16 protein-coding genes, 3 tRNA genes and 1 pseudogene are annotated in these 14,358 nt (G+C 67.9%); 14 read left to right on the forward strand and 6 right to left on the reverse strand.

Annotation, left to right across the window (positions count from 1 at the left end; genetic code table 11):
• Positions 1–11: 11 nt before the first annotated feature.
• Together ACEVFP_RS04035 and ACEVFP_RS04040 are read right to left on the reverse strand one after the other, a co-directional pair.
• Positions 12–806: an alpha/beta fold hydrolase gene (locus ACEVFP_RS04035; RefSeq protein ID WP_375002152.1), complete on the reverse strand. Its 795-nt coding sequence runs from the start codon at positions 804–806 to the stop codon at positions 12–14.
• A 514-nt stretch (positions 807–1,320) separates the two neighbouring features.
• A complete protein-coding gene (locus ACEVFP_RS04040) occupies positions 1,321–1,710 on the reverse strand; it encodes a DUF1801 domain-containing protein (RefSeq protein ID WP_375002153.1) in 390 nt (129 codons plus the stop codon).
• 229 nt (positions 1,711–1,939) lie between these two features.
• Here ACEVFP_RS04040 and ACEVFP_RS04045 point away from each other — a divergent pair, with 229 nt between their 5' ends.
• The 6 genes from ACEVFP_RS04045 (at position 1,940) to ACEVFP_RS04070 (ending at position 5,073) form a co-directional block, all read left to right on the forward strand.
• Entirely contained in the window at positions 1,940–2,977 is a 1,038-nt protein-coding gene (locus tag ACEVFP_RS04045; RefSeq protein ID WP_375002155.1) for a quinone-dependent dihydroorotate dehydrogenase, read from the forward strand.
• Positions 2,974–3,327: a hypothetical protein gene (locus ACEVFP_RS04050; RefSeq protein ID WP_375002157.1), complete on the forward strand. Its 354-nt coding sequence runs from the start codon at positions 2,974–2,976 to the stop codon at positions 3,325–3,327. Before ACEVFP_RS04045 ends, ACEVFP_RS04050 begins: the two co-directional genes overlap by 4 nt.
• A gap of 52 nt (positions 3,328–3,379) precedes the next feature.
• A tRNA-Thr gene (locus ACEVFP_RS04055) sits at positions 3,380–3,452 on the forward strand.
• Positions 3,453–3,479: 27 nt separating this feature from the next.
• Positions 3,480–3,556 (forward strand) — tRNA-Met (locus ACEVFP_RS04060).
• A gap of 57 nt (positions 3,557–3,613) precedes the next feature.
• Positions 3,614–3,784, forward strand: coding sequence for a 50S ribosomal protein L33 (gene rpmG / locus ACEVFP_RS04065; RefSeq protein ID WP_375002159.1), 171 nt, complete (start codon positions 3,614–3,616; stop codon positions 3,782–3,784).
• Positions 3,785–4,005: 221 nt separating this feature from the next.
• Positions 4,006–5,073 (forward strand): UDP-N-acetylmuramate dehydrogenase, encoded by a 1,068-nt coding sequence (locus ACEVFP_RS04070; RefSeq protein ID WP_375002162.1) that lies wholly within the window; start codon positions 4,006–4,008, stop codon positions 5,071–5,073.
• Between the two features lie 22 nt (positions 5,074–5,095).
• Here ACEVFP_RS04070 and ACEVFP_RS04075 read toward each other — a convergent pair whose 3' ends face one another.
• The 4 genes from ACEVFP_RS04075 to ACEVFP_RS04090 all read right to left on the reverse strand — a co-directional run bounded on the left by ACEVFP_RS04075 (position 5,096) and on the right by ACEVFP_RS04090 (position 8,589).
• Entirely contained in the window at positions 5,096–5,620 is a 525-nt protein-coding gene (locus ACEVFP_RS04075) for a DUF4190 domain-containing protein (protein ID WP_375002163.1), read from the reverse strand.
• 43 nt (positions 5,621–5,663) lie between these two features.
• Positions 5,664–5,927, reverse strand: a complete 264-nt coding sequence (locus ACEVFP_RS04080; protein ID WP_375002165.1) for a hypothetical protein — start codon at positions 5,925–5,927, stop codon at positions 5,664–5,666.
• Positions 5,928–6,073: 146 nt separating this feature from the next.
• Positions 6,074–7,108 (reverse strand): adenosine deaminase, encoded by a 1,035-nt coding sequence (locus tag ACEVFP_RS04085; RefSeq protein ID WP_375002166.1) that lies wholly within the window; start codon positions 7,106–7,108, stop codon positions 6,074–6,076.
• Between the two features lie 68 nt (positions 7,109–7,176).
• Entirely contained in the window at positions 7,177–8,589 is a 1,413-nt protein-coding gene (locus ACEVFP_RS04090; RefSeq protein WP_375002167.1) for an NAD-dependent malic enzyme, read from the reverse strand.
• A 156-nt stretch (positions 8,590–8,745) separates the two neighbouring features.
• Here ACEVFP_RS04090 and ACEVFP_RS04095 point away from each other — a divergent pair.
• The 8 genes and pseudogenes from ACEVFP_RS04095 to ACEVFP_RS04130 all read left to right on the forward strand — a co-directional run bounded on the left by ACEVFP_RS04095 (position 8,746) and on the right by ACEVFP_RS04130 (position 14,314).
• Positions 8,746–8,818 (forward strand) — tRNA-Trp (locus tag ACEVFP_RS04095).
• Between the two features lie 85 nt (positions 8,819–8,903).
• Positions 8,904–9,125 carry a preprotein translocase subunit SecE gene (secE, locus tag ACEVFP_RS04100; protein ID WP_375002169.1) on the forward strand — a complete coding sequence of 74 codons (222 nt, stop codon included), beginning with the start codon at positions 8,904–8,906 and terminating at the stop codon, positions 9,123–9,125.
• Between the two features lie 16 nt (positions 9,126–9,141).
• The gene (gene nusG, locus ACEVFP_RS04105; RefSeq protein WP_375002170.1) at positions 9,142–10,032 is read left to right on the forward strand and encodes a transcription termination/antitermination protein NusG; all 891 of its coding nucleotides are present in this window, start codon (positions 9,142–9,144) and stop codon (positions 10,030–10,032) included.
• A 142-nt stretch (positions 10,033–10,174) separates the two neighbouring features.
• Positions 10,175–10,606, forward strand: coding sequence for a 50S ribosomal protein L11 (gene rplK / locus ACEVFP_RS04110; protein ID WP_375002171.1), 432 nt, complete (start codon positions 10,175–10,177; stop codon positions 10,604–10,606).
• A 250-nt stretch (positions 10,607–10,856) separates the two neighbouring features.
• A complete protein-coding gene (rplA, locus tag ACEVFP_RS04115; RefSeq protein WP_375002173.1) occupies positions 10,857–11,570 on the forward strand; it encodes a 50S ribosomal protein L1 in 714 nt (237 codons plus the stop codon).
• A 324-nt stretch (positions 11,571–11,894) separates the two neighbouring features.
• Positions 11,895–12,422: pseudogene (gene rplJ / locus ACEVFP_RS04120) on the forward strand (50S ribosomal protein L10); the annotation flags it as partial.
• Positions 12,423–12,658: 236 nt separating this feature from the next.
• Positions 12,659–13,057, forward strand: coding sequence for a 50S ribosomal protein L7/L12 (gene rplL, locus ACEVFP_RS04125; RefSeq protein ID WP_375002174.1), 399 nt, complete (start codon positions 12,659–12,661; stop codon positions 13,055–13,057).
• A 297-nt stretch (positions 13,058–13,354) separates the two neighbouring features.
• Positions 13,355–14,314, forward strand: coding sequence for an ABC transporter ATP-binding protein (locus ACEVFP_RS04130; RefSeq protein ID WP_375002175.1), 960 nt, complete (start codon positions 13,355–13,357; stop codon positions 14,312–14,314).
• Positions 14,315–14,358 lie beyond the last annotated feature (44 nt).

The raw sequence follows: 14,358 nt of genomic DNA on the forward strand, positions 1-14,358 counted from the left end.
GTCGTGTTCGGTCAGGCGACCGATCGGGTGATCAGTGCGGCGACGTCGGTCGGCCGGTCGACCTGCGCGCGGTGTCCTGCGGCATCGAGCTGGTGGAACTGGGCGCCGGGGATGCGGTCGGCAATCGCACGTCCGTAGGGCGGCGAGACAATGCCGTCCTCGGTCCCCCAGATGACCGATGTCGGCACCGCGATGCGACTCAGGGACTGCTCGAGGCGTGGGCTGTGGAGGTATGGCTCCCAGCCGTAGACGGCCAGGGCCTCCTCGTTGCGCATGACTTCGAGGACGTCATCGATCGCCGCATCCTCGGGCGGGCCGAGGCCGCGACTGGGGTCGGCGTAGGTCAGGCGCTCGACGTCGGCACGGATGGTGGCGAAGACGTCGGTGATCTCGCGGTCGCGCGGTGCGCCGAACTTCACGCCGACGGTGTCGACCAGCACGAGCTGCGAGATGCGCGTCGACCCGCGGACTGCGATCTCGAGTGCGACCCAGCCGCCGAACTGCAGGCCGACGAGCGTCACGTCCGTCTGGTCGGTGCGGTCGAGCCAGGCGAGGTAGACGTCGGCGAGGTCGGCCACGGTGTTGCACCAGTCGGGTCGCTCCGAACGCCCGAAGCCGGGGTGGCTCGGCAGCACGACCGAGAACTCGTCGGTCAAGGCCGTCACGAACGGTCCGTCCTCCTGCACCCGCTCGGCGCCGGGCAGCACGAGCGCCGGCCGGCTGCCAGTACCGGCGGTGAGCGTGTCGAGGTGGACGCCATGGCCGAACTCGACGCCCTCGGCGCCCACTAGGTCGAGTGTCTGCACTGTTCCTCCATCGCGGCCACCGGGCCGTTCCGTGTGCTCTGTCCGAGGCGGTCGCGCATCGGATCGTCTGTGCCACGAGTGTTGCGCGTCACAGTTCTCGTGACTGTGACTTTGATCCGGTGGCTCGCCACCTCGCCGACTTTGTCGATGCAGTGGAGCCTGACCAGCTCTGCGGACCTAGGTTGCCCTGGTTCGGATGACTCGCTGGTGAGGAGATCGGTGATAGGCGATGGATCATGCCGAAGCCATGTCCGGAGTTCCGACACGACGCCGTGCTCTGGATCTGTTGAGGTTCTAGCCGTGCTGCTCGTGATGTCGTGCAGAGTCTCGGAATCGCGAGTCGCGCTTGGACCGATTGCGTCGTCGCTGGAACCGATTCGGCCGGTATCGCCGCAGTCAGCGGCGTGGTGTGAGCGTGCTGCAAGTCAGCCGGCATGGCCTTCGGAGGCTCGAATCCTCTACCTGCCACATGGGACCAGGAAGGGTCCCTGACCTGCGGAAACCGGGAACAGGGTCAGGAACGACTGAGTCGTCGCCATCCGCCCTGCCGGTTGTGCGCGACGATCTCGGTCACGATGCCGAGCACAGCGTCGCGGTTGATCTCGTCGCGTTCGTAGATCTGGATCGCTCGTCCGGTCTGGTTGGCGTGCCCCTGGTTGATGACACCCGAGGGATCACTCACAGTCGGGTCGTAGAGAAACAGGTTGACGTGGTCCTTCGTCGCCAGCAAGGCACAGACATTGCCGCCAAGGACGAAGTAGGGCCGCACGGATCGCTTGATCGTTTCCTCGATCTCCGGATCCGCATCCCAGATGATGCCGCGCAGCTGCTCGCAGATCGACTGCTGCCACTCGGGCAGCTGCTCGATGTAGGCGTCAACTCCAGGATGTGCCCGGCCCGTCATGAACGATGTGCCCGGCCCGTCATGAACGAATGGTGGCATGGGCGTCGTTGGCGGAGCTCGTCGGCGAAGATCGGCTGGACCAGCGCAAAGAGCGTCCTTGCCCCGCCAACGCCGAGCGTCCCCAGCTGAGGGTGGCTGTCGTCGCACTCTGTGGGCTCCTGCGTGGGCAGGTTCGCTCGTCCGGCTGATCGGCCCGGCCGCCCGGCGAGGCGATCGGTAGGGTGCCCCCGTGGTCTACGACGCGTTCTTCCGTTCAGTGTTCTCGTCGATGGATCCGGAGAAGGCCCACGAGCGAGCCTTCACCGCCATCCGGGCCGGCGGGCCCGTCATCGGGAAGCTGACTCGCCAGGCGGAGGCGCCGCGCACGGTCATGGGGGTGAGGTTCCCGCACGCGTTCGGCCTCGCGGCGGGCTTCGACAAGAACGCACGGGCCGTGTCCGGCCTGCTCGGCCTGGGCTTCGGCCACGTCGAGATCGGCACCGTCACCGCCAGGGCCCAGCCCGGAAACCCCCGACCCCGGTTGCTCCGCCTCGTCGACGACCGCGCCGTCGTCAACCGCATGGGGTTCAACAACGACGGCGCGGCCGAGGTGGCCAGCCGGTTGCACCGCCTTCGTCGTCGCCACGGCAACGCCCCGGTCGTGGGAGTCAACATCGGCAAGACCAAGGTCGTCCCGCCCGAGGGCGCGGTGGCCGACTACGCCGAGAGCGCCCGGCTGTTGGCTCCGTACGCCAGCTACCTGGTGGTCAACGTCTCCAGTCCCAACACTCCGGGCCTGCGCGACCTGCAGTCGGTCGAGTCGCTGCGCCCGATCCTCGAGGCAGTCCGCTCGGTCATCGGCGGCACACCGCTGGTAGTCAAGATCGCCCCCGACCTCGCCGACGACGACGTCGACGCCGTGGCAGACCTCGCGCTCGACCTCGGTCTGGACGCGATCAGCGCGACCAACACCACCATCGCCCGACCGGCGAGCCTGCACACGTCGCCGGACGTCGTCCGTGACGTGGGGGGAGGCGGACTGTCGGGCCCGGTGCTGCGCGAGCGCGCCACCGATGTGCTCGCCCGGCTGCGGGCACGCGTCGGTGAGCGGATCGCGCTCATCGGCGTCGGAGGAGTGACGACCGAGCAGGACGTCCTCGAGCGCCTGGCCGCCGGTGCCGACCTCGTACAGGCCTACACCGGCTTCATCTATGGCGGACCGGCATGGCCCGCGCGCCTCGCCCGCGCCGCAACCACCACACCGACCCCCGTCTGGAGCACGACATGACCCACCCACCCGGCCCCGCCTGGGGGCAGGTTCCGCCGGACCCGTCCGCGCCGTACGGCAGGGATCCGTTCGGTGCGCCGTACTCGGAGAAGTCGAGGACGACCGCGGGCCTCCTGCAGCTCCTGCTCACCCTGCTGTGCAGCGTCGGCGGTGTCGGGCGGTTGTACGCCGGTCACGTCGGGATCGGCCTGCTGCAGCTGCTGGGCATGCTCATCTCGGTCCCGCTGATGTTCGTGCTGATCGGGTTCCTGACCTTCCCCGCGTTCTGGCTGTGGAGCCTCATTGATGGCATCCTGATGCTCACCGGGCGCCCCTTGGACGGTCGCGGATTGCCCTTGCGTCCCACGTGAGCGGCCCGATTTCACGATCGTTGGGCGACCATGTATGTTTGGTCGTCGGCGCGCCCCTTTAGCTCAGTCGGCAGAGCGTTTCCATGGTAAGGAAAAGGTCTACGGTTCGATTCCGTAAAGGGGCTCTGAGGCGAGAACTCTCGTCGCTTCACGGCTGGGTAGCTCAGGTGGTCAGAGCACACGACTCATAATCGTGGGGTCGCGGGTTCGAGTCCCGCCCCAGCTACCACCACACCAGTCCATCGGCCGGTACCGAACCAGCAGACGACCAGATAGAGGCAGACCCGTGGCGAGCAAGAGCTCCGACGTTCGACCCAAGATCACCTTGGCTTGCACCGAGTGCAAGGAGCGCAACTACATCACCAAGAAGAACCGTCGCAACGACCCCGATCGTCTCGACATGAAGAAGTTCTGCCCGCGCTGCCAGACCCACCAGGTCCACCGCGAGACGCGCTGAACCCAGCAGACTCCACGAGCAGACCCCCGGCCGCGGCCGGGGGTCTGCTCGTTTCGGCTGCTGCCGCTGGCACCCGAACCGTCCCGGCGCCTGGGCCACTGTTCTCTGCTGCTCACCCTGGTTCGCCAACGCCGGTGAGCAGCAGAAAGCCGTGGTGAGCGTCCTGAATCCCAGGAGCTCATGGGAATCTGGGGGACTGCGTCATCGGGGGACGAGCGGCGGTGAACTCACCGGACGCCGCGACGAGGTGCGCCGATAGTCTCGGTGTCATGGATCTGGCCGAGCTGACCACGCTGCGCCTGGGTGGCCCGGCCCGTACCGTCATCGAGGCGACCACGCAGGACGAGCTCGTCGAGGCCGTCCGGGTCATCGACGAGGCCGCCGACCCCTTGCTCCTCGTCGGCGGCGGCAGCAACCTCGTGGTCGCCGACGAAGGCCTCGACGGCACAGTGGTCAGGGTGCTCACCCGCGGCATCGGCGTCGACGCCAACCCGTGCGGCGGCGCCAGCGTCACGGTCGCCGCCGGGGAGGTGTGGGACGACGTGGTGGCTCACGCGGTGGAGCGGGGCTGGGTCGGCGTCGAGGCGCTGTCCGGGATCCCTGGCGCCGTGGGCGCCACACCCATCCAGAACGTCGGCGCCTACGGCCAGGACGTCTCGCAGACCATCTCCTCGGTGCGGACGTGGGACCGCTACGACCGCACGGTGCGGACCTTCGCCAACGCCCAGTGCGACTTCACCTACCGGCACAGTCGGTTCAAGGCCGAGCCCCAGCGATACGTCGTGCTCGAGGTCACCTTCCAGCTGGAGCTGGGAGACCTGGGCGCCCCCGTGGCCTATGCCGAGCTGGCCAGGGCCCTCGGGATCGAGGTCGGCGAGCGTGCACCGCTGGCCGACGTCCGTGAGGCCGTCCTGGCGCTGCGACGGGGCAAGGGGATGGTGCTCGACGCCGCCGACCACGACACCTGGAGTGCGGGGTCGTTCTTCACCAACCCGGTGCTCGACGCCGACGCAGCATCGCGTCTGCCGGCCGACGCCCCCCGCTTCGCCCAGCCCGACGGCACCATCAAGTCGAGCGCGGCGTGGCTGATCCAGCACGCCGGTTTCGAGCGCGGTCACGCGCACGGCAGTGCGGCGGTCTCGACCAAGCACACGTTGGCCCTCACCAACCGTGGTGGTGCCAGCACCGCAGAGCTCCTGGAGCTGGCGCGGGAGATCCGTGCCGGGGTGGAGACGAGGTTCGGTGTGGTGCTGGTGCCGGAGCCGGTGCTCGTCGGTTGCCGACTTTGAGTCCCAGAACCCAGACCGAGCCTCAGTAGGAGTAGCTGCTGCTGGAGCCTGAGCTGGTCGTCTCGGCGATGACGATGATCGTGACGATGCCGATGATCACGACGATGGCGAGGATCATCAGCACGGTGCCGATGATCCCCATGATCCGTCCGGCCTGCGCCTCGCCGCGACCGCCGAGCGTGCCGCCCGAGGCATCGATCTCCTTGACGGCCCGGCCACCCAGGACCCAGGCGAACGGAGCGGCGACGATGAAGATCCCGCAGATCAGGCCTCCGGCCAGCCCGACGATGCCGAGCACCATGGAGGTCGTGGCGTTCTGGTGCTTGGGGAGCATCGCAGGAGGCGGCCCGTACGGCGGCTGCTGCTGGCCGTAGGGCTGTTCATGGGGCTGCTGCGGCTGCTGCCCGTACGGTGGCTGCTGGCCGTAGGGTTGTTGCGGCTGCTGCCCGTACGGTGGCTGCTGCTCGTGGGGCTGTTGCGGCTGCTGCCAGTAGGGGGTCGACCCGTCCTCAGGATCGGTGGGTCCGGTGCCGTAGGGATCGCTCATGGCAGCACGATCCCACATCGAACGTGGCGCCCATGCGGGAGTCTCAGCTGCCGTAGCCGGTGTCGGTCCCGTTCAGCACCCAGGTGAGGGCGGCGACCCCGAGCAGGATGAGTGCTCCGCCGATGAGGAGCACCGTGCCGATTGCTCCGGTGACCACCCCTGCCGTGGCGGCACTGCTGGGGGCCCAGCGGTCCTCCTCCCGCGCCGCCTCGCGCCGGGCGACGGTGCCGAAGTACCACGCGAGGGGACTCACCACGAATGGGAGCACGAACATCACTCCGGTGATCCCGATGATGCCGAGCACCATGGACGGGGTGGCGCGCGGGTGCGTCGGCCGCGGCGGTGCCCACCACTGGGGCGTCGCCGATGGTGGGGCCGGTGGTGGAACCGGCTGAGAGTGCAGCGGCGCCGGTGCCAGTGGCGGCGGGGATGTCCCGTCCACTCGGTCCGACGTCATGTGGGCATCCCATCATCGTCAGCATCGGTGAGCCACTCGGCGATGGCGCGTTCACCCGCCGCGCGGACGTCATCGGGCGCACAGGACCCCGCGAACGAGCTGCTGGCAAGTCGGGCGAGCTCGTCGTCGGTGAAGTTCTGCGCCGCCCTGAGGATGGCGTACTGCCCGGCCAACCGGGACCCGAAGAGCAGCGGGTCGTCGGACCCGAGGGCGACGGTGGCGCCTGCGGCCACCAGGTCGCGCACGGGCACCTCGTCGATGGTCCGGTAGACGCCGAGCGAGACGTTGGAGACAGGGCACACTTCCAGGGTGATGCCCTGCTCGACGACACGATCCAGCAGAGCCGGGTCCTCGACGGAACGCACGCCGTGGCCCAACCGGTCCGGGTGCAGGTGGTGCAGGCACTGCTCGATGTGTGCGGGACCGCGCAGCTCCCCGCCGTGCGGCATCGAGCGCAGGCCAGCGCGCTCGGCGATGCGGAAGGCCGGTGCGAACTCGGCGGTCGTCCCACGCCGCTCGTCGTTGGAGAGCCCGAACCCGACGACGCCGCGGCCCGCGTACTGGCCGGCCAGGCGTGCCAGCGTCCGGGCATCCAGCGGGTGCCGGGTGCGGTTGGCGGCGACGACCACGGCCATGCCCAGACCGGTGCGCGCTGACGCGTCGCGCACGGCGTCGATGACGAGGTCGGTGAACGCGGTGATGCCGCCGAACCGGGCAGCATAGCCCGACGGGTCCACCTGGATCTCGGTCCACAGCGAACCGTCGGCGGCATCGTCCTCAGCAGCCTCGAGGACGAGGCGACGGATGTCCTCCTCGGTGCGCAGCACGGAGCGGGCGACGTCGTAGAGCCGTTGGAACCGGAACCAGCCCTTCTCGTCGTCGGCGGACAGCTTTGGCGGCCAGTCCTCCACGAGGGCGGGCGGCAGACGGATGCCGTCGCGCTCAGCCAGCTCGACGAGCGTGCCGTGCCGCATCGAGCCGGTGAAGTGCAGGTGGAGGTGCGCCTTGGGCAGCTCGGTGACGGACCTCATCACTCCATCCAACCAGCCCGGCCGCGACCCATCGGACGCCTCGGCGGTCGTGACGTCGCTGCGTGGTCTCAGCTGCCCGCGGCGCGAGCAGCATCCTGCACCGCGGCGGCGACGTTCTGGTGGACGTCGGGGTGGAAGACGCTCGGCACGATGTAGTCAGCGTTCAGCTCATCGGGTCCCACGGTTCGCGCCACAGCCTCCGCCGCGGCGACGAGGACCGGCACGTCGATGCCGTGGCTGTGGGCGTCCAGCAGACCCCGGAAGACCCCGGGAAATGCCAGCACGTTGTTGATCTGGTTGGGCTGGTCCGAGCGCCCGGTCGCCACGACGGCGGCGTGCTGGCGCGCCAGTACAGGATCGATCTCCGGGTCCGGGTTGGCCAGCGCGAAGACGACTGCGTCGTCGGCCATGGCGTCGACGTCCTCGGGCCCGAGGAGGTTGGGTGCGCTGACGCCGATGAACACGTCGGCCCCGGGCAGGGCGTCGCGCAGGGTGCCGGTGAGGTGAGCCGGGTTGGTGTTCTGGGCGATCCACGCCAGGTTCGGGTCGGTGTCCTCGCGCTCGAGCGCCACGATGCCGCCGACGTCGCAGACCACGACGTCACGCAGGCCTGCGCCGAGCAGGAGTCGCAGGATCGCGGTGCCCGCTGCACCTGCCCCGACGAGGACGACCCGTGCAGCGGGGAGGTCCTTGCCGACCACGCGCAGCGCGTTGCGCAGTGCGGCGAGCACGACGATCGCGGTGCCGTGCTGGTCGTCGTGGAAGACCGGTATGTCCAGTCGTTCCCGCAGGCGTGCCTCCACCTCGAAGCAGCGCGGCGCGGAGATGTCCTCCAGGTTCACCCCCGCGAACCCCGGTGCGACGGCCGCCACCGTCTCGACGATCGTGTCGACGTCCTGGGTGTCCAGCACCAGCGGCCACGCGTCGATGTCGGCGAAGCTCTTGAACAGGGCGGCCTTGCCCTCCATCACCGGGAGGGCGGCGTGCGGCCCGATGTTGCCCAGTCCGAGCACGGCCGATCCGTCACTCACCACGGCGACGCTGTTGCGCTTAACGGTGAGCCGCCGGGCGTCCTCGACGTCCCGGGCGATGGCGGTACAGATCCGCGCGACTCCGGGCGTGTAGATCATCGACAGGTCGTCGCGGTTTCGCAACGGGTGCTTGGCCGCCACCTCGATGACGCCGCCCAGGTGCATGAGGAAGGTGCGGTCGGAGACCTTGACGACGTCCACGTCGGGGACCTGCCGCATCTGCTCGGCGATCTGCTCGGCGTGATCCTGATCGCGCGAGGAGCAGGTGAGGTCGATGCGCAGGTGGTCCGACCGCGAGGACGCGACGTCCAACGCCGTGACCAGGCCGCCGGCGCGCTCGACGATCGTCGTCAGCTCGCCGACTGCGGTTCCGCCGGAGGGGACCTCCAGCCGGATCGTGATGGAGTTGGAGACGCTGGGCAGGGGAGCGGGAACGCTGGCGCGGGTCACCGATCCGTTGTAGGCGATGCGGCGGGTTACGCGCGAGTCGTCGGCGCATCCGGTTTCGCATCCGATGGGCTGAACCCGTACACTTGACCGGCCGGTGAAATCTCACGATGTTTCGTCATGCCCGCGTGCGGACGCCCGTGGTGGGATTGCACCCCGACGGCACTAGCTCAATTGGCAGAGCATCGGTCTCCAAAACCGAAGGTTGGGGGTTCAAGTCCCTCGTGCCGTGCGACGGTCCGCCCTCGGTGGGCCGCCCAGAAGTAGAACGCCCCGAAGAACGAGACAGAACGACACAGGACGACGAGAGGATCACCGTGAGCGACCGCCACGAGCTGTCCGGGCAGAAGGAGACGCGCACGTCGCCGATGACCTTCTTCCGACAGGTGATCGCCGAGCTGCGCAAGGTCGTCTGGCCGACCCGCCCGCAGGTCGTCAACTACTTCTTCGTCGTGCTCGTCTTCGTCCTGATCATGATGGCCATCGTCTCCGCCCTGGACTACGGGTTCGGCAAGGCGATGTTCGCTATCTTCGCCTAGTCAGGTAGAGGAAACCGTGACCCAACAGTTTGACGACTCCAACTCCGTCGAGGACTCTGCACCCGTCGAGGTCGAGGAGCTTTCCGACGTCGAGGCTGCCGACCCGGCCGTCGAGGCACAGGCAGCCGAGAGCGCCGAGCAGGCACCCGACCCTGCTGGTGACGACGAGACGGTCCGGACCGACCAGGCGGCCGAGGCCGAGGCCGAGGCCGACGCGGCGCTCGACTCCGACGTCGGTGCTGACGCCGGGGGCGATGCCGCCGACGACGATGCTGGGGCCGAGCCCCAGGTCGACGCCCTCGCGGAGTTCCGTGAGCGTCTGCACAGCCAGTTCGGCGACTGGTACGTCGTCCACACCTACTCCGGCATGGAGAAGCGGGTGAAGGCGAACCTGGAGAACCGCATCACCTCCCTCAACGCCGAGGACTTCATCTTCGAGGTCGTCGTCCCCACGGAGGAGGTCGCCGAGATCAAGAACGGACAGCGCAAGCTCGTCAAGCGCACCGTGCTTCCCGGCTACGTCCTGGTCCGGATGGACCTCACCGACGAGTCGTGGGGCGTCGTGCGCCACACGCCGTCCGTCACCGGGTTCGTGGGCAACTCCCACCAGCCGGTGCCCCTCAGCCTCGCCGAGGTCGAGCACATGCTCGCCCCGGCGGTGGAGGCCGAGGTCGCGGCGCAGGCCGTGACCGATGCCCCCGACGCGCCGCAGACGGCGGCCCCCAAGGTCGAGTTCGCCGACTTCCAGGTCGGAGACTCCGTCATGGTGGTCGACGGCCCGTTCGCGACGCTGCACGCGACCATCACCGAGATCAACCTCGACGCGCAGAGAGTCAAGGCCCTGGTCGAGATCTTCGGTCGCGAGACCCCGGTCGAGCTCAGCTTCACGCAGGTGCAGAAGGCGTAGTCGCGCAGCGACTGCGGGTCGAGTAGCCGGAGCGAGGAACGAGTGACGGCGTATCGAGACCACTGAGCGCCCGCGCTCACCCTTGCCACCGGCACCCTGAGCAAGACATCGCAACAATCCATCACGAAGGACCCGAGAAGACATGCCTCCCAAGAAGAAGGTCGCTGCACTCGTCAAGGTGCAGCTCCAGGCCGGCCAGGCCAACCCGGCGCCGCCCGTCGGCACCGCGCTCGGCCCGCACGGCGTCAACATCATGGAGTTCTGCAAGGCGTACAACGCCGCGACGGAGTCCATGCGTGGCAACGTCGTCCCGGTCGAGATCACGATCTACGAGGACCGGTCGTTCGACTTCATCACGAAGACGCCGCCGGCCGCCGAGCTCATCAAGAAGGCCGCCGGCCTGCAGAAGGGCTCCGGCGCTCCGCACGCGGACAAGGTCGGCGCGCTGAACCAGGACCAGATCCGTGAGATCGCTGAGACCAAGCTGCCCGACCTCAACGCCAACTCCGTCGAGCAGGCCATGAAGATCGTGGAGGGCACCGCGCGCTCCATGGGCGTCACCACCGACAAGTAGTCCGTCCAGAAACACCGTGGCATCCGCCGCGGTGGACCCTTGGGCCGAGTGCCGCGGCGACGTGGACGCAAGACCCAGAGCATCACGGCAACCGCCGCGGTGTACCGAGACCCTTGGGTCGAGTGCCGCGGCGACGTGGACGCAAGACCCAGAGCATCACGGCAACCGCCGCGGTGTACCGAGACCAAACTGTGGCAGGGCCAGCTGGGCCCGCTCGACCACACCTGGTGAACACAGAAGGAAGCCAGACATGACACAGCGAAGCAAGGCATACCGCGCCGTTGCCGAGAAGATCGACGCAGACGCGCTCTACACACCGCTGCAGGCCACCCACCTGGTCAAGGAGTCCGGCAGCAAGTCGTACGACTCGACGGTGGACGTCTCCATCCGCCTCGGTGTCGACCCACGCAAGGCCGACCAGATGGTGCGCGGCACCGTCAACCTGCCTCACGGCACGGGCAAGACCGCTCGGGTCCTGGTCTTCGCCACCGGTGCCAACGCCGACGCCGCCCGCGAGGCCGGTGCCGACCACGTGGGTGCAGACGAGCTCGTCGAGAAGGTGAGCGAGGGCTGGCTCGACTTCGACGCCGTCGTCGCCACACCGGACATGATGGGCAAGGTGGGACGTCTCGGTCGCGTCCTCGGTCCCCGCAACCTGATGCCGAACCCCAAGACCGGCACGGTCACCCCTGACGTCGTCAAGGCCGTCGGCGACATCAAGGGCGGCAAGGTGCAGTTCCGGGTCGACCGCCACGCCAACCTGCACTTCGTGATTGGCAAGGCGTCCTTCAGCGCCGAGCAGCTCGCCGAGAACTACGGTGCCGCGCTCGATGAGATCCTGCGTCTCAAGCCGTCCAGCTCCAAGGGCCGCTACGTCAAGAAGGTCACGCTCTCGACCACGAACGGGCCGGGCGTGCCCGTGGATCCGGCGCGAGTGCGCAACTACGCCTCCGACGAGGCCTGAGCCACGCTCCATCGCAACGGCCCCGCAGCACGCTCATCGCAGTGCTGCGGGGCCGTCGTCACTCTCGTCGATGCCCATGAGCCCGGATTTGGAGCCAAGGGCATCCGCCCCGTAGCATGGTGCTCACCGAAGACCGTTGGTTCGGATCCCACCCGGGATCTGCGAAGGTTCTCCGAGTGAGAACGGCCCACGCAGGTGAGGAGCAGCGAAGCAGTGCGCGAGCACTGGCTCGCACATGAGTACCACGCCCCGAGCCTGTGGCCGGGGCGTTCGTCGTCTCTGAGGTCCTTGGCCCCCGGTCCCGGTGGAACCGGAAGGAGACCCATGGCAAGCCCGGACAAGGTCGCTGCCGTCGAGGAGCTCGCGCAGACACTGCGCGATGCTGACGGCGTCGTCCTCACCGAGTACCGCGGTCTCACCGTGAAGCAGCTGCAGGAACTGCGGCGTTCACTCGGTGAGAGCGCGAGCTATGCCGTCGCCAAGAACACGCTGACCAAGATCGCCGCCAAGGATGCCGGGATCGAGCTCGACGAGAGCTTGCTCATCGGCCCCACCGCCATCGCCTTCATCAACGGCGACATCGTCGAGGCGGCCAAGGGTCTGCGTGACTTCGCGAAGGCCAACCCCCCACTCGTCATCAAGGGCGGCTTCCTCGACGGGAAGCAGCTCGAGGCTGACGAGATCAAGAAGCTGGCGGACCTCGAGTCGCGCGAGGTCCTCCTCGCCAAGCTCGCCGGCGCGATGAAGGGCAGCCTTCAGAACGCTGCGTCCCTCTTCAGTGCGCCGCTGTCGCAGACTGCCCGCCTCGTGGGCGCTCTGGAGACCAAGCGTGCCGAGGAAGGCCCCGCACAGCCCGCAGCCGAGGCACCCGCCGACGCTGCACCCGAGGCCGCGTCGCAGGACGCTGCATCTGACTCCGCGTCTGCCGACGTTGAGTCCAACTCTGCGTCTGCCGACACTGAGTCCAACTCTGCGTCTGCCGACGCTGAGTCCAACTCTGCGTCTGCCGACGCGGGTACCACCGAGGGCTGAACGCCCGATCATGATCGGGACCCCCTCGGGGTCTCACCGAAAGGAAGGACGCCACCATGGCGAAGCTCAGCACTGACGAGCTGCTCGATGCATTCAAGGAACTGACCCTCATCGAGCTCTCGGAGTTCGTGAAGGCCTTCGAGGAGACCTTCGACGTCACCGCCGCTGCCCCCGTGGCCGTGGCTGCTGCCGGCGCTCCGGCTGCCGGCGGCGACGCCGGCGGCGGCGACGACGCTGGTGAGCAGGACGAGTTCGACGTCGTCCTCGAGTCGGCCGGTGACAAGAAGATCCAGGTCATCAAGGAGGTGCGCACGCTCACGAGCCTCGGTCTGAAGGAGGCCAAGGACCTCGTCGAGGGTGCTCCCAAGCCGGTCCTGGAGAAGGCCAACAAGGAGACTGCCGAGAAGGCCAAGGAGGCCCTCGAGGCCGCCGGCGGCAGCGTCACCCTGAAGTGACGTTCGGCTGAACTCCCGGGTCATCGACCCACGCGCTCGGCGCCCGTCCCACGAGTTGGGGCGGGCGCCGTCGTGGTTGTCGCGCCTGCATCACGGGCATGGTGTCGATCACATTTGTCAACGAGAGTTACTGCAGGTAGCGTGCGGTGTCGCGTGAGGTTACTCACGAGTCACGTGTCTTTGGCCGAGTCGTAACCGACGGTGGCGAAGTTCGTTAGGCTGAGTGTCTCGGGTCACATGTCCGAGTGGAGGGACGGTACGTCGATCGATCGGCGTGCCGAGGGAAGAGGAGTGCCTGTGGGCGTCGAGGTCAAGGTCGAGAACCTGACGAAGAAGTTCGGGTCGCAGCTGATCTGGAACGATGTGTCGTTGAGCCTTCCGGCGGGTGAGATCTCCGTCATGCTGGGTCCTTCGGGTACCGGCAAGAGCGTCTTCCTGAAGACGTTGATCGGGTTGTTGAAGCCTGACAACGGTCACATCCACATCGAGGGTGTCGACATCGCCACGTGCAAGGAGAAGGATCTTTACGAGATCCGCAAGCTCTTCGGGGTGCTGTTCCAGGACGGCGCGATGTTCGGTTCGATGGACCTCTACGACAACGTGGCGTTCCCGCTGCGTGAGCACACCAGGAAGAACGAGTCCGAGATCCGCAACATCGTCATGGACAAGATGGAGCTGGTGGGTCTGACGGGTGCGGAGAACAAGCTCCCCGGTGAGATCTCCGGTGGTATGCGCAAGCGTGCCGGTCTGGCGCGCGCGTTGGTGCTGGATCCGGAGATCCTGCTGATCGATGAGCCGGACTCTGGTCTGGATCCGGTGCGTACGGCCTACATCAACCAGCTGTTCGTAGACTTGAACGCGCAGATCGATGCGACGTTCCTGATCGTGACGCACGACATCAACACCGCTCGCACGGTGCCGGACAACATCGGCCTGCTCTACCACAAGCACCTGGCGATGTTCGGGCCGCGCGAGATGCTGCTGACGTCCACCGAGCCAGTGGTCGCGCAGTTCCTCAACGCCCAGCGCGTCGGTCCCATCGGCATGAGCGAGGAGAAGGACGCCGACGAGCTCGCGGCCGAGCAGGGCCAGGAGATGCCTCCGTTGCCGCCGGTCGCGCTGCAGATCGAGCCGTCCGACGGTCGTCCGCGTCGCGGGGCCCGTGAACCGGGCGCCTGGTGCCGTGAGAACGGCATCATCCCGCCAGAGGGCTCCTTCGCCCGGGACATGGCCATGACCCCCGGAGCGCCGGTATGAACCAGCACGAGCGAGTGGATCGGTGGGCACGCCTGGCGTGCCCG

Source organism: Aeromicrobium sp. CTD01-1L150 (genome assembly GCF_041951745.1).
Lineage (GTDB): Bacteria > Actinomycetota > Actinomycetes > Propionibacteriales > Nocardioidaceae > Aeromicrobium.